Source organism: Flavobacterium cerinum, assembly GCF_004028155.1.
Taxonomy (GTDB): Bacteria; Bacteroidota; Bacteroidia; order Flavobacteriales; family Flavobacteriaceae; genus Flavobacterium; species Flavobacterium cerinum.
The window spans coordinates 214,774-229,792 of the sequence record NZ_SBII01000009.1; the positions used below are offsets into that span (position 1 = coordinate 214,774).

At 37.0% G+C, this 15,019-nt stretch carries 12 protein-coding genes and 1 other RNA gene; 6 read left to right on the forward strand and 7 right to left on the reverse strand.

Annotated features, from left to right (window positions below; genetic code table 11):
• Position 1 precedes the first annotated feature (1 nt).
• Positions 2–1,390, reverse strand: a complete 1,389-nt coding sequence (gene glmM, locus EPI11_RS13365; RefSeq protein WP_128390485.1) for a phosphoglucosamine mutase — start codon at positions 1,388–1,390, stop codon at positions 2–4.
• A gap of 150 nt (positions 1,391–1,540) precedes the next feature.
• On the opposite strand from glmM, the gene EPI11_RS13370 reads away from it, so the two are divergent.
• Positions 1,541–2,122, forward strand: a complete 582-nt coding sequence (locus EPI11_RS13370; protein WP_128390486.1) for an acyl carrier protein phosphodiesterase — start codon at positions 1,541–1,543, stop codon at positions 2,120–2,122.
• 99 nt (positions 2,123–2,221) lie between these two features.
• Entirely contained in the window at positions 2,222–4,039 is a 1,818-nt protein-coding gene (locus EPI11_RS13375) for a chloride channel protein (protein WP_128390487.1), read from the forward strand.
• 83 nt (positions 4,040–4,122) lie between these two features.
• Here EPI11_RS13375 and fsa read toward each other — a convergent pair whose 3' ends face one another.
• The 3 genes from fsa to ffs all read right to left on the reverse strand — a co-directional run bounded on the left by fsa (position 4,123) and on the right by ffs (position 5,939).
• Positions 4,123–4,779, reverse strand: coding sequence for a fructose-6-phosphate aldolase (gene fsa, locus EPI11_RS13380; RefSeq protein WP_128390488.1), 657 nt, complete (start codon positions 4,777–4,779; stop codon positions 4,123–4,125).
• A gap of 57 nt (positions 4,780–4,836) precedes the next feature.
• Positions 4,837–5,640, reverse strand: a complete 804-nt coding sequence (locus EPI11_RS13385) for an SDR family oxidoreductase (RefSeq protein WP_128390489.1) — start codon at positions 5,638–5,640, stop codon at positions 4,837–4,839.
• 201 nt (positions 5,641–5,841) lie between these two features.
• Positions 5,842–5,939: signal recognition particle sRNA small type (gene ffs, locus EPI11_RS13390), an RNA gene on the reverse strand.
• A gap of 88 nt (positions 5,940–6,027) precedes the next feature.
• On the opposite strand from ffs, the gene EPI11_RS13395 reads away from it, so the two are divergent.
• Both EPI11_RS13395 and EPI11_RS13400 read left to right on the forward strand, forming a co-directional pair.
• On the forward strand, positions 6,028–7,077 hold the full coding sequence (locus EPI11_RS13395; RefSeq protein WP_128390490.1) for a glutaminyl-peptide cyclotransferase: 1,050 nt from the start codon (positions 6,028–6,030) through the stop codon (positions 7,075–7,077).
• 82 nt (positions 7,078–7,159) lie between these two features.
• Positions 7,160–7,636: a hypothetical protein gene (locus tag EPI11_RS13400; protein WP_128390491.1), complete on the forward strand. Its 477-nt coding sequence runs from the start codon at positions 7,160–7,162 to the stop codon at positions 7,634–7,636.
• A gap of 67 nt (positions 7,637–7,703) precedes the next feature.
• On the opposite strand, the gene EPI11_RS13405 is transcribed toward EPI11_RS13400, so the two are convergent.
• Positions 7,704–8,261 (reverse strand): fasciclin domain-containing protein, encoded by a 558-nt coding sequence (locus EPI11_RS13405; protein WP_128390492.1) that lies wholly within the window; start codon positions 8,259–8,261, stop codon positions 7,704–7,706.
• A 218-nt stretch (positions 8,262–8,479) separates the two neighbouring features.
• Here EPI11_RS13405 and EPI11_RS13410 point away from each other — a divergent pair, with 218 nt between their 5' ends.
• The gene (locus EPI11_RS13410; protein WP_128390493.1) at positions 8,480–9,253 is read left to right on the forward strand and encodes a hypothetical protein; all 774 of its coding nucleotides are present in this window, start codon (positions 8,480–8,482) and stop codon (positions 9,251–9,253) included.
• A gap of 13 nt (positions 9,254–9,266) precedes the next feature.
• Here EPI11_RS13410 and EPI11_RS13415 read toward each other — a convergent pair whose 3' ends face one another.
• Both EPI11_RS13415 and rpsA read right to left on the reverse strand, forming a co-directional pair.
• A complete protein-coding gene (locus EPI11_RS13415; RefSeq protein WP_128390494.1) occupies positions 9,267–9,461 on the reverse strand; it encodes a hypothetical protein in 195 nt (64 codons plus the stop codon).
• Positions 9,462–9,537: 76 nt separating this feature from the next.
• Positions 9,538–11,319, reverse strand: coding sequence for a 30S ribosomal protein S1 (gene rpsA / locus EPI11_RS13420; RefSeq protein ID WP_128390495.1), 1,782 nt, complete (start codon positions 11,317–11,319; stop codon positions 9,538–9,540).
• A gap of 418 nt (positions 11,320–11,737) precedes the next feature.
• Here rpsA and EPI11_RS13425 point away from each other — a divergent pair, with 418 nt between their 5' ends.
• Positions 11,738–15,019 carry a T9SS type B sorting domain-containing protein gene (locus tag EPI11_RS13425; protein WP_206619124.1) on the forward strand — a complete coding sequence of 1,094 codons (3,282 nt, stop codon included), beginning with the start codon at positions 11,738–11,740 and terminating at the stop codon, positions 15,017–15,019.

Here is a 15,019-nt window from a genome sequence, read left to right on the forward strand (position 1 = left end):
ATTAAATTCCTGCTACTGCTTTAATTTCGTCAATTATGCGCACTGCCAGTGCATCCGCTTTATCCTGCGTTGCCGCTTCGGTATAGATCCTGATAATAGGCTCTGTATTCGATTTTCTAAGGTGTACCCACTCTTCAGCAAAATCGATCTTTACTCCATCAATTGTAGAGATATCTTCCAATTTGTATTTATCCGTCATTGCTACAAGAATAGCATCAACATCGATTTGTGGAGTAAGCTCAATTTTATTTTTACTCATATAATATTGTGGATACGATGCTCTTAACGCTGCAACCGACATTTTTTTCTCTGCTAAATATGTCAGGAACAAAGCTACACCCACCAGTGAATCACGACCGTAGTGCAGTTCAGGGTAAATAATACCACCATTACCTTCTCCTCCTATAATTGCATTGTTCTTTTTCATCATCTCAACCACATTTACCTCACCTACAGCACTGGCTTCATAGCTACCACCGTGTTTTTGGGTAATATCGCGTAATGCACGCGAAGATGACATATTAGATACCGTGTTACCCGGTGTTTTGCTCAGTACATAATCTGCACAGGCAACAAGCGTATATTCTTCACCAAACATTTCACCATCTTCTGATATAAATGCCAAACGATCCACATCCGGATCTACAACAATACCAAAATCGGCTTTTTCTTTAACTACAAGCTCACAAATATCGCCAAGGTGTTCTTTAAGCGGTTCCGGGTTATGAGGAAAATGACCGTTAGGTTCGCAGTAAAGTTTTACAACTTCAACCCCCATTTGCTCCAGTAACTTAGGAATAATAATGCCTCCCGATGAATTAACACCGTCTACCACAACTTTAAAGCCTGCTTTTTTAACCGCTTCAGCATCTACCAAAGGTAAATCAAGTACCTCATCGATATGGATATCCATATAGGCATCATTTATTGTTATCTCGCCAAGATTATCTACATCGGCAAAATCAAAAGCTTCACTATCGGCGATCTCTAATATTTTAGCACCATCAGCGCCGCTTAGAAATTCTCCTTTTTCGTTAAGTAATTTAAGTGCATTCCATTGTTTAGGATTGTGGCTCGCCGTAAGTATAATACCACCATCTGCTTTTTCCATTGGTACAGCCACCTCAACAGTAGGTGTAGTAGAAAGGCCAAGATCGATCACATCGATACCCAGTCCTAAAAGCGTATTCATTACAAGATTGTGTATCATTGGCCCTGATATACGTGCATCACGGCCTATAACTACAGTTAGTTTCTCCTTACCTGAATGGTGTTTTAGCCATGTACCATAAGCCGAAGCAAATTTCACAGCATCAACAGGTGTTAAGTTATCGCCGGTTTTGCCGCCTATAGTTCCTCTAATACCTGATATCGATTTTATTAATGTCATTTTTTGGTTTGTTTTTTGCTAACGCAAATATAAGTTATCCCTGATAATTCAGCATTTAAGTTACCTGCATTTTTTCACTATCAGGCAATAGTAATGATCATATTACACCAGGTTCTTTGTTTGTACAAAACTTATCACTAAATTGTACCTATGAACTTCTTAGCACACATATACCTTTCGGGAGATAACGACCTTGTAAAAATTGGAAACTTCATGGCCGACGGCATTCATGGAAAACCGGAAGATTTTCCTGCCGAAGTACAAAAAGGCATTATCCTGCACCGCGCTATAGATACCTATACCGATGCCCACCCAATATTTAGGCAGGGAACAAAACGCCTGCATCCGCGCTACCATCATTATGCGGGTGTAATCATGGATATTTATTACGATCACTTCCTTGCAAAGAACTGGGCTAAGTATCACACAACTCCATTGGAAGAATATACTCTTGCATTCTATAAAGCATTAGATGACAATTATGACATCCTTACCGAACGTACCAAAGGACTAATGCCTCACATGACGAAGTATAACTGGCTGGCAAGTTATGCAACTGTAGATGGTATTGGCGAAATATTGATGCAGATGGATAATCGTACTAAAAACAGATCGGGTATGCGCACATCGGTCGATGAGCTTCATGAATTTTATACCGAATTTGAATCAGAATTCACGCAATTCTTCGAAGAGCTAAGAGCCTTTGTAAAAGAAAAATCGGCAGAGTTATAAGCTGAAATAGCTAAAAAACTTATAATTGTCAGGTAATTTTTGGCAAATAAAGTAACTTAGCACTTTATTCCGATTTCATCAATTTTTCACCAGCCTAAAATGCAAAACCGCAAAGTTTCAAAGATCCAATTATTTTTCAGGCACAACCTTCGCCGTCTTGAAACATTGTTCTTTTTATTAAAAAGCCTTCTTTCAGAAAGGCATTTTATTTACCTGTCCTGTGTTGTTGTTTCCATATCCACTGCGTTTGCCGTTATAATACTTAAAAGTTTTGCTCACAACGTTTTCTTGCTTGCCAATTATGTAAACGGCTACCTTAAGCTGCCATACATTAACAGTATACTGCCTGTTGTAGGTATATTACTCACAGTACTTGTTGTAAAAAGACTACTGGATAATAAAATAGAGAAAGGAAGCTCACGTATACTTTATGCTGTTGCAAAAAAAGGAGGTATAATGCCACGCAAGCAAATGTATGCCCAGATAATTACAAGCTCACTTACTGTTGGACTTGGAGGATCGGCGGGACTTGAGTCACCCATCACGGTAACAGGTGCGGCCTTTGGATCTAACTTTGCCCAAAAATACAAACTCTCGCAAAAAGACAGGATATTGCTCTTAGCTTGTGGTGTGGCTGCAGGTATTGCTGCTGCTTTTAATGCTCCTATTGCCGGAGTACTTTTTGCCATAGAAGTAGTACTGACCGACGTTACTATTACTGCCTTTATCCCCATTATTATATCGGCAGCTACCGGTGCCTTGGTGTCTACTATATTACTTAACGAAGAAGTACTCTTGTCTTTCAAACAGCAGCAGGTTTTCGATTACCATAACATCCCTTACTATATTTTGATAGGTTTACTTGCGGGATTCGTCTCCATATACCACGCTCGTACCTTCCAGAAGATCGAAGGACATTTTGCACGTCTCAAAATAAGCGGCTACCGTAAAGCGTTATATGGTGCTATTCCGTTAGCTTTTTTGATATTTCTGTTCCCTACCCTTTTTGGTGAAGGGTACGAAACCATTAAAACACTCTCTACCTCAAATCCGGAGATACTGCTTAATAACACCCTTTTAGAGGGTTTTGAAGATAACGGATGGGTACTGCTCCTGTTTGTGGGATTAACCATGCTGGTAAAAGCCTATGCAACCGGACTCACACTATCCAGTGGAGGTAACGGAGGTAACTTTGCGCCTTCCCTGTTTGTAGGGTCTTACCTTGGCTTTTTTGTAGCCAAGTTTTTCACGCTGTTAGGTGTTTCAAATCTTCCAACAGGTAACTTTACTATTGTAGGTATGGCGGGTATATTAAGCGGGCTTTTCCATGCTCCGCTAACAGCTATTTTCCTTATTGGTGAGATAACCGGGGGTTATAACCTTATGGTTCCGCTAATGATCGTTTCTTCTATAAGTTTTGCAGTATCCAAACAATTCGAGAAACACTCTATGGATGTAAAGCATCTTGCTGCTAAAGGTGACGTTTTTACTACTGATAAAGACAAGAATATACTTTCAGGCATCGATATACTTACTGTGATCGATACCGATATGCAAACGGTACGTCCAACACAAAAAGCCGAAGATATAATTGGGTTACTGGCTACAACCAAACAATCAGTTTTTGCTGTAGTAGACGATAGAAACAGGCTGCTGGGCGTTATTGATTTCAATAAGACAAGACATATTGTCTTCAATCAGTTCCAGGTAAAATATACAGGGATACTTGAAATGATGACAGTACCGACAGAAATTGCATCGATAGAAGATTCCATAGAAAGTATTATGGAGAAGTTTGAGCTAACAGATACTGACTATCTACCGCTGCTTAAAGAAAACCGCTATTATGGTTTTATCTATAAGGCTAAGATACTGGAAGCATACAGAATGAAACTAAAAGAGATGATAATTGAGTAACATTACTTAAAATTAGGGATATAAAAAACGGGCTGCTTAAAAAAAGCAGCCCGTTTTATTTTGGATCTATACCTATCAGTATATTATTTATTTCCTTTTTCGAAATCAGCTACAAATTGAGCAAGACCGATATCGGTAAGTGGGTGTTTTAATAAACCTGTAATAGCAGAAAGTGGTCCTGTCATCACATCTGCACCAATTTTAGCGCAGTTTACAATGTGCATTGTATGGCGTACTGATGCAGCAAGTATTTCTGTCTCATAGCCGTAGTTATCATAGATAAGACGGATCTCTTCGATAAGTGCAAGACCATCAGTAGAAACATCATCAAGACGACCAATAAATGGTGATACATAAGTAGCACCCGCTTTAGCAGCAAGCAATGCCTGACCAGCAGAAAACACAAGTGTTACATTCGTTTTAATTCCTTTATCAGAAAAGTATTTAGCAGCTTTTACACCATCTTTAGTCATTGGTAATTTCACAACGATCTGATCGTGAAGATCAGCAAGTTCTTCACCTTCTTTAACCATACCTTCAAAGTCAAGAGCATTAACTTCAGCACTTACATCACCTTCAACAATATTACAAATGTCTACATAGTGCTTAAGGATGTTGTTTTTTCCTGTAATGCCTTCTTTAGCCATTAACGATGGGTTTGTAGTAACACCATCAAGAACACCAAGTTCCTGTGCTTCTTTAATTTGTGCCAAATTGGCTGTGTCAATAAAAAATTTCATGTGTATGTAATTATGTTGTTGTTTATTCAAAAAGCTATTTGCTATTGCACTGCAAAACTACAACTTATAATGGTTCATTAAAAGTTTCTCGTATGTTTTGTCGGGTAAAATACGCTTTAAAACAATAGAGAATTTTTGCATGAATGCGCCTACTTTATAATGCACATTAGGATTCGGAGTCTTCATTACTGCATATACAGCTTCGGCCATTTCTAAAGGATTACTACCGGCATCCACATGGGTATTCATCATATCAAGCGTAGCACCATAAGGCGCTTCATAAGCCGATCCTTTAACCAGCGGTGCATGATAACGACCATCTGCAATATTCGTAGCAAAATCGCCGGGAGCAATTGTTGTAATAGTAATTCCAAAAGCTTTTACTTCCATCCTCATCCCTTCGCTGATTAGTTCCAATGCCCCTTTAGAAGCCGAATAGACGCTTCTGTAAGGAAGCCCCATATAACCGGCTATAGAAGTTACATTAATGATCAGTCCGCTCTTCTGGCTACGCATATACGGCAATACAGCTTTCATGACTTCGATAGGTCCAAATAAGTTCACTTCAAAGTTGTTTCTTATCTCATCTGAAGGTATTTCTTCTAACGGACCTGTAATCCCTACTCCTGCATTGTTCACCAGTACATCTATAGTACCGCTGCGCGAAATTACTTCGGCAACAGCAGCCTGAATACTTTCAACATTACGCACATCGAGTGCTATTAATGGAAATACAGAGTTTTTTATACGATCAGGATTACGGCTGGTACCATATACGGTATAACCTTTAGCATGTAGAAATTCGCCTATAGATCTGCCAATACCTGATGATCCGCCCGTGATTAAGATTACTTTGCTCATTTGTTTAGTTTATCAGATTACTGAAAATGAATGGCGAAATTACTTTTTTTGGTACGAATTACATAAATTTCACTAATGAAATTCTGTGATCATTTTGACAATTTTAAAAACAACACTTTTACTTCAGGAAGTAATTAGGAAAAGCCTATAAACAAAAAAATCTCCCTAGAGGAGATAATAAAGTAATCTTAAAAAAGAAAAAAATGGCAAGCGACCTACATCGCACCGCTCAACCACATACCTTTGCTGTGTTCCCACCCTGGAGGAGTAAGCAGGAGCTGGTCGTGTAGGACTTGCCGGCGCAAATATACAATCTTTTTGTATTTTTGCAAAGCAATTGCAACATATAAAATACAATTGTATATTGTCATTATTATTTTTGAAACCATGAAAAAACATAACCTATTAGCATTCATTTTATTGGGTGCAGCAGTAGTATCCTGCGGAACCTCTGAAGAAGAGAAAAAAAACTTTTTCAGTATTGATACAACTGGCCTAAAACAGCAATATCAGCCTCAGGAAACCCTTCCTTTGTCGGTTATAAATGCTAAAGAAAAGGCAATCGACTCTGTTGTTTACTTTATAAACAATAAAAAGATCGGTACATCAGTTAACAACAAAAAGCTGGATTTTGCTCTTAACAATCAGAAATTCGGATATCAGGATATAAAAGCTCTTGTTTATTTTGAAGGTGAAAACATAGAAACCACAGGCAGAGTTGAACTTGTTTCTAATGTTAAGACTAAAGAACTTAAATATGAGATTGTAAACACCTACCCGCACGATGTTACTTCTTATACTCAGGGTCTTGAGTTTTACAGGGATACTTTAGTTGAAGGAACCGGGCAGTACAAAGAATCTAAACTGCGCAAGGTAAATTACAAAACCGGAGAAGTTTATAAAAGTATTGATCTTGAGCAGCGTTTTTTTGGCGAAGGTATAACCATACTTAACAACAAGATCTACCAGCTTACCTGGAAAGAAAAAACAGGATTTATATACAATGCAGATAATTTAAAGAAAGAAAGAGAATTCACTTACTTTAAAGATATTGAAGGCTGGGGACTTACAAACGATGGTAAGAATCTCTACATGAGTGATGGTTCAGAAAAAATATGGAAACTGGATCCTGAAACATTAAAAGAAGTAGACTATGTTAATGTTTATACTCAGGGAACCAAAATCAAAGCGGTAAACGAATTGGAATGGGTTGACGGGAAAATATATGGCAATATTTATCAAATGAGCGCTATCGCTGTTATAGATCCAAAAACGGGTGCTGTAGAAGGCGTACTTAACCTTGCAGAGTTAGATAAAAAAGTAACTAACCCAGGCAGAGATGTACTTAACGGCATAGCTTATAATCCTAAAACAAAAACCTTCTTTATAACAGGTAAAGACTGGGATACAATGTTTGAAATCAGGATTAAAGAATAATTCAAATTTGACATAAAACAATAAGTAAAAGCTGCCCTTGGGCAGCTTTTTTTTAATAAAAGAATTTACTTATGTTTATAGTATGAAAAATATATTTATCCTTTTGTTAGCATCCTTATCATTCAGCAGTTACGCTCAAAAGCAATTAATCGAAAAATTTGTAGTTGCCAATGATACCATAAGTTATACAAGTATAGATTACTCTAAATATGGATTAGGCGTTTCTTACATCACCATGTATGAACAAAGCGAAGACAACAAAATAATTCCCGATAAAGCCGCAAAATGTCTTAAGCGAATAAAAAACCTATACCATACTTTTTATTATTTTATAGAAGTACCTAAAAATTACACCCAGATTATGAAGGAAAAAATATTTGCTGCTTTTATAGAACATGTAAAAATTAAAGATAAACTCACACGTGCCAATTTGTATTTAAATTTTGACAAAAACTATTCCCAATACTACCAAAAACTACATCCAAATGATGAAAAGGGATTGGAAATACAAAGCATTGTTACAGATATTACCCCTGCAACCATTTGTAAAGCACTATAATTTTAAACCAAAAATCCCTCATGCTTTCACATGGGGGATTTTTAGTCTAACACAAACCTAATATTTCTTATTTATGCATTAACACAGTATCGATAACGTGTATTACACCGTTAGACTGGTTAACGTCGGCAATAGTTACTTTAGCTTTTCCACCTTTTTCATCCTGGACCCAAAGATCTTTTCCATTCATCATAAACCAAAGTTTACCACCCTGTACAGTTGTAACCTCTGCTTTGCCTCCACCTTTTTTAATAGCAGCAGCTACATCGGCAGCACTCCATTTACCTGAAACTACATGGTAAGTAAGTATACCCTGAAGCATTTTTTTATTTTCTGGTTTAAGCAGTGTTTCAACAGTTCCTTTAGGTAACTTATCAAAGGCAGCATTTGTTGGCGCAAAAACAGTGAAAGGACCTTTTCCTTCTAATGTTTCAACCAACCCTGCAGCTTTAACTGCAGCTACAAGTGTAGTATGATCTTTAGAGTTTACTGCATTCTCTATAATATTTTTTGTTGGATACATTGCAGCACCGCCCACCATTTTAGTTTTTTGGGCAAAAGCAGTTGTTCCTAACATTAATGTAAGTGCCATTACGGCTGTCGATAAAATTCTTGAAATTTTCATAATCGGTTATTGTTTTAAAGTTTATAAAAGCAGATACGCCATAAACCCGATCATGGTTTTAGAGAATGAAAATTTTAATTTTTTTATAACATTTGGATTTGAACGGCATCCTATAGCCCTTTAATAACTAATCAGCTATAATCGTAATAATAAAAGGGTTTATTAAAATAATTATTTATCTTGTAAAGCCACAGTATAAAAGAAGCGTCAATCTTACCATGAAAAAACTCAAAAAAGCACTAATTATAGTTGCGATAATTATAGCCATACCACTATTGGTAATATTAATTAACAACCTTACAGGTCTTTATTATAACTCCAAATACAGTGATGTTGATAAAGGCACATCATCAGAAAACTATACATTTAAAAAACTTGCTATACCTGGCATCATAGAATATCACTTTGACGATACTGCTGCCGCTGTTGTAGATATTAATGATACAATACCCAAGGAAGGCAACGACGGACATTTGTATTATGACCCTGCACAAAAAAAGATTATTGTTGAGACAGAAAATTATGTGACTAATCCGGAGAGTTCTATAGATGATAAAGTAAGAGAATATTATAGTATCGATAGAAACGGAGGCATTAATAAAATAGATAGCCTGCCAAAAGAACTCCTTAGTGTAAAAAACCAGCTTGTCCCCTTCCAAAAATGGAATGACGATTCACAGGTCATCTATATGAGGCATTTTACAAAACAGAACTTCCACATGCCATCACTCAATCCGTTTCACGGTATGGGTAATCCTACCGGAGGCAGACCAACGTATTATTGGGATGGACCTGCGTATTATGATGTGAAATTTAACGGAGAGCTACTAAAAGTAAAAATACCCTGCCAGAGCGGTGCATTACTCTTTACCTCCGATTATGAATATGACACAGGCTTATACTATTACCTGCTGCCCGAACTGGATATTGCATTCTTAGTCTATTCTAAAACTTATGAGCCCGATGCTGTTTATATGATAAAGCACAAATAAGAATGTATTTTTATTACTTTCTGACTTTAATTCTTTCGTAAACAACAATTACAACAAATACTATTAAAGCCGTAATAAAAGAATATTGCTGCAGGGTAAATTCTGTTTCAGGGCTAAACGTAGCAAAAAAGCTAATTACATATACAAAAAGCCATGCGCCTATGAGAAGTGAAAGTAGCAGGAAGAGCCGCTTTAATAAATACGACATAAAGAATTTTTTAGCGAATATAAACAAAAAGTCCCCTGATTACTCAGAGGACTTTTATATTTAAAGAGGATAAGGATTATTTGTTTTCTCCTTTTTCCATTCTTTCTTTTAATTCAGCTAATACATCAAGATCACCTAAAGTGCTTCTTTCAGCATTGTTGTTAGAAGAAGAATTGTTATTGTTAGATTCGTTATTGTTTCTAACGTTTTTCTCTTCTTCGTCACGGAATGTAGCAGTATGTGAAGCTACAACTCTTTTGAATTCTTTGTTAAATTCAATTACTTTGAATTCAGCAGATTCTCCTTTTTTAAGTTTTTTTCCGTCTTCTTTTTCAAGGTGACGTGTTGGAATGAAAGCAACGATATCGTCACCAAATTCTACAGTAGCACCTTTGTCAACGATCTCAGCGATTTCACCTGTATGAACAGTACCTACTGCAAATCCTTCTTCATATTTATCCCAAGGATTAGCTGTAGTTTGTTTGTGACCAAGAGATAGTTTACGTCCGTCAACATCAAGTTCAAGAACTACTACGTCAAGTTTATCACCAACGTTTACAAATTCAGATGGATGTTTGATCTTCTTAGTCCAAGAAAGGTCAGAGATGTAGATCAATCCGTCGATACCTTCTTCAAGTTCAACGAAAATACCAAAGTTTGTAAAGTTTCTAACGATACCTGTATGTTTAGAACCTACTGGGTATTTAGAAGTGATATCAGTCCAAGGATCTTGAGAAAGTTGTTTGATACCTAGAGACATTTTACGGTCATCTCTGTCTAATGTCAGGATAACTGCTTCTACCTCATCACCAACTTTAACAAAGTCCTGAGCAGATCTTAAGTGCGTAGACCAAGACATTTCAGATACGTGGATAAGTCCTTCAACACCTTCAGCAACTTCGATAAATGCACCGTAGTCAGCAATAACTACTACTTTACCTTTAACTTTATCACCTACTGCAAGTTTTGCATCAAGTGCATCCCATGGGTGAGCGTGTAATTGTTTAAGACCAAGTTGGATTCTTGTTTTCTCATCATCGAAATCAAGGATAACAACGTTAAGTTTTTGGTCAAGTTCAAGAACTTCACTTGGGTGGTTAATTCTGCTCCAAGAAAGGTCAGTGATGTGGATAAGTCCGTCAACACCTCCAAGGTCGATGAATACACCGTAAGAAGTAATGTTTTTAACAACACCTTCAAGTACCTGGCCTTTTTCAAGCTGCCCAATGATTTCTTTTTTCTGAACTTCGATATCTGCTTCGATAAGTGCTTTATGCGAAACAACTACGTTTTTAAATTCATGGTTGATTTTCACAACTTTGAATTCCATAGTTTTGTTTACATACTGATCGTAATCTCTGATTGGCTTAACGTCAATTTGAGATCCTGGTAAGAAAGCTTCAATACCGAAAACGTCAACGATCATACCACCTTTAGTTCTGCATTTAACAAAACCATTAACGATTTCGCCTGTTTCGTTAGCATTGATAACTCTATCCCAAGCCTTAATAGTACGTGCTTTTTTGTGAGATAATACTAATTGTCCTGATTTATCTTCGCGAACGTCGATAAGAACTTCAACTTTATCTCCAACTTTTAAGTTTGGATTGTAACGGAATTCGTTAAGAGAAATAACACCTTCCGATTTTGCGTTGATATCAACGATTACGTCTCTGTCAGTAATTCTTACTACACTACCTTCTACTACTTCATCGCTATCAGTTGAAATAAAAGTTTTTTCAACTAATGTTTCAAATTCCCTTAGGTTTTGTTCGTCTACCGGATCAATACCTTCTTCGAAGTTATGCCAGTTAAACTCCTGTAGAAATTCTTCTTTTGTTTTTGTTTGTTCAGACATGCTGATAAAAAATTTGTATCCTGTGCTTTACATGGTTTCTTATGCAGTATAAAACAACAGAAGCGTTTTACATAAAATAATTTAAATACCTTAAGGAAACCTCATCTGCCAAAAGGTGTGCAAAGGTACTACCTTTTTCAATATTTACAAATATTAATATGCAGATTTTTAAGCAAGTAAAATACTTTTTGCTTGATATTCGAAATCATTTTATCTACATATCTAAAATATAACATATAAAAACAAAAAAATTAACATAGTTTTTATATAAAATATTTTTTTTAACTTAGTCACGGAAAAAAACTTGAAATTAAGTCACAAAAACTTAATTTTCATCATGAAACTAGCCATAAACAAAATAACCCAAAAGGTTATTCAATTAACCTTAAAAAATTGCATTTGCTTTTTTTTACTATTTATGTTTGCTCCCTCTGTTTGGGCACAAACCTTTTCAGTTACAGCTGTACCAACAGCTGCGACCTGTAATGGTAATGGCAGTATGGTATTATCTTCAAGCGGAGCACAAACCGGTGCTTCAATACATTATAGAGTCTATAAACTTCCTAACGTAACAACTCCTGTATGGAGTAGTACAGATCCAAACGTGATCGGACAAACAAGTGGCAACTATAAAGTAGAAGCAACACAAATAGTAGCAGGTACACCTTTTGGAGCCCCAGCGGTTACACAAACAATTATAGATGACAACATCATTCCTTTACAGTTCACAATAGATCATGTAAACGCAATTTGTAACGACGGAATTCTTACTGTTGTAATGATTAGTGGAAATCCTGTTACGTATGAAATAACCACTCCCATAATAAGGCCGGCACAAACATCAACTATATTTACAGGGCTTGCACCCGGCTCTTATACCATAAAAGTTACAGACAACTGCGGTGCAGCCGACTCTCAGGTAGTTACACTTTTTTTAGATACTCCAGTTCTCGAACTAGGCTCTATAAGTTTTCCTGATGATGAATTAGCTGCGTGTGATCTATTAACGATCTTAAATGATGTGGCAAACACCAATCCTACTTCTGCTATAGCTTACCCTATTGAGGTTACTTCTACTTATTACCCACCAAATGGAGCCCCACCTATTATTTACACCCAAACAATTGCCGGAGGTGTTAATGACGGTTTTCCGATAACTCAGGTTGTACCTTATTATTATAATCAGAACTGTTCTTATAAATTTAAAATAGTAGACCGTTGCGGTAAAGAATTACAAAGTCCGTTATATCCCGTAAAACCATTACTTACAGTTATGGGAGAATTAAAGCTTGTAGAATGTTTAGGCAGAACAATGGAAGTTAATCCTAATAAGTACATGCCTCCGTTTACACTGCAATTTACTACAACCCCACCCGGATTTAATCCGGCCGATTATAATGACATATATCCCGGCCCTTATAACACTCCAGACTTACCTGCCGTATTTGGAAGTCCGGGCAACCCCTTACCCGAGGGCAGTTATGCTTTCTCTATTTTAGATGCCTGTGGCAGAACAGCTTCTTCCGGAATAATTGAAATTGCCAAACCCATAGTAGCTGCCGAGGTATTTACAGGAAATGCTTTATGTACAACCGGCCTTGGAAGCGCAGTAGTTTCTATTCCCGGACTATATATGCAAACAGTAATAATAACTGCTGCCCCGCCCGAATATGCCAATCCGGTGCCTCATGTTGTTTTTGAATACGATCCTGACGACGATCCTGTAGATGAAGTATTGATAAATAATCTTCCGCCGGGAGAATACAGCGTTACACTTATAGATACCTGCGGTATAGTACTTACTAAAGATTTTAAGATCGCACCTTATAAAGGCGCCAGAGCCGATGTGAACGCACGGGTAGACTGTGAAGAAGGTTTTGGAACAATACGGCTTTCAATAGGTGAGGATATTACACAAATAGCAATTGTTTCAGCTCCGACAAATTATCCGCATCCGCTTCCTCATGATGTTTTTGCTTATGTTAATCAAAGTGAAGAAACATTATATATGGACCATTTAGTGCCTGGCCAATATAAGTTTAAAGCTTCTACAACATGTGATAATGATGTCGAGATGCTCCCCCCCGTTTTTACTGTGAATGCCTACAAAGTAACAACTAATGACCATACACTTACCCCTCATTGCGGTTCTTTCGACCTTTTTTATGATCATGTGAGTAACGGACAGATATTTGTTACCTATTCTCTCCAAAAACTGGATGAAGTATCCGGACTTTGGTCGCACCCGGACACAGGCGTTTTATATACCGAAGGCACAAAAATTATAAACGATCCTTTAAATGGCACTCCAAATGCATTAAAAATAAAAAACAATGACACCACTTACAGCCTTGTTTACCCAACAGGTAATTATAGAATCGTAAAACAATACAAATGCTGGGGAGACGGAAGCCAGGAAATCTATGAAAAACTGTGCACCTCTGTATCTTATGAATTTAAATACTTTAACGAGTTAACCATAACCGGGTTACTAAACCTTAGCTGTTTTAGCCAAAATGGGGATATCCAGGTTTCTGCATTTGGCGTAGCCCCGATAACCTATAAAATTGTATCAAAAAACGGACAGCCTTTTCTTATTGATAATGGAGAAAATAATATTTTCAACGACTTAGAATTGGCAGTATATACTGTAATTGTAACAGATAAATGCGGATCAAGACCCCTCACTTTTAACATTGCAGATATTCCTTCGCTTGTATATGCACCAGATCCTGACAGAATACCCACATTAGAACATTGTGATGATGATGATAATGGTACCGAAGTATTTGATATTTCTGTACACAATGCCATTATTTTAGATACTCAGATTCCAAGCGATGTAACGATTACCTACCATGCTACTTTAAATGATGCCCAGCAAGGCATCAATGCTATAACAAATTTACAACAGTACACAACAGCAACTACAACCATACATGTAAGAGTTACACATATTTCCGGCAATGGCTGTATTGCCCTAACATCCTTCAATCTTCTTGTAAGACCAAAACCTGTATTAAAAATGGCCGAAAAATGGCATGGATGTGAAGGTGAAAATATAGTTATTACTGCAGATAGCGGTTTTAGCAGTTATATATGGTCAGATGGATCGACAAATCAAAGTACCTCCGTTAGCCAGCCGGGATCTTATACTGTAACTGTTAAAGACAAGTTTGGCTGTGAAGCATCAAAAACAGTAGAAGTAACAACTTCACCCCCACCCGTTATCAACACAGTTAATGTGAGCGATTGGACAGATAACAACAATGTTATTTCAGTTGTTATGGAGCCTACAAATATCCCGAGTGATTTTGAATATTCGATAGACAATATCACCTATCAGGATTCACCAACTTTTACCGGGCTTCCACCAGGACAATATACCGTTTATGTAAAAGATAAAGGTGATTGCGGAATAGATAAACGTTTTGCTTACATACTTACCTACCCTAAATTTTTCACACCAAACGGAGATGGTATCAATGAAACATGGCGTATAAAGCTATCGGTTTTAGAACCGGATATGAAGATCTATATTTATGATCGTTACGGAAAACTTATAACCGGTTTTGACCCTAACAGCAATGGATGGGATGGCACACTTAATGGCAAAAGATTACCGTCTACCGATTATTGGTTTGTAGTAATTCGCCAAAACGGACAGGAGCTAAAAGGGCATTTCTCTATGATACGATAG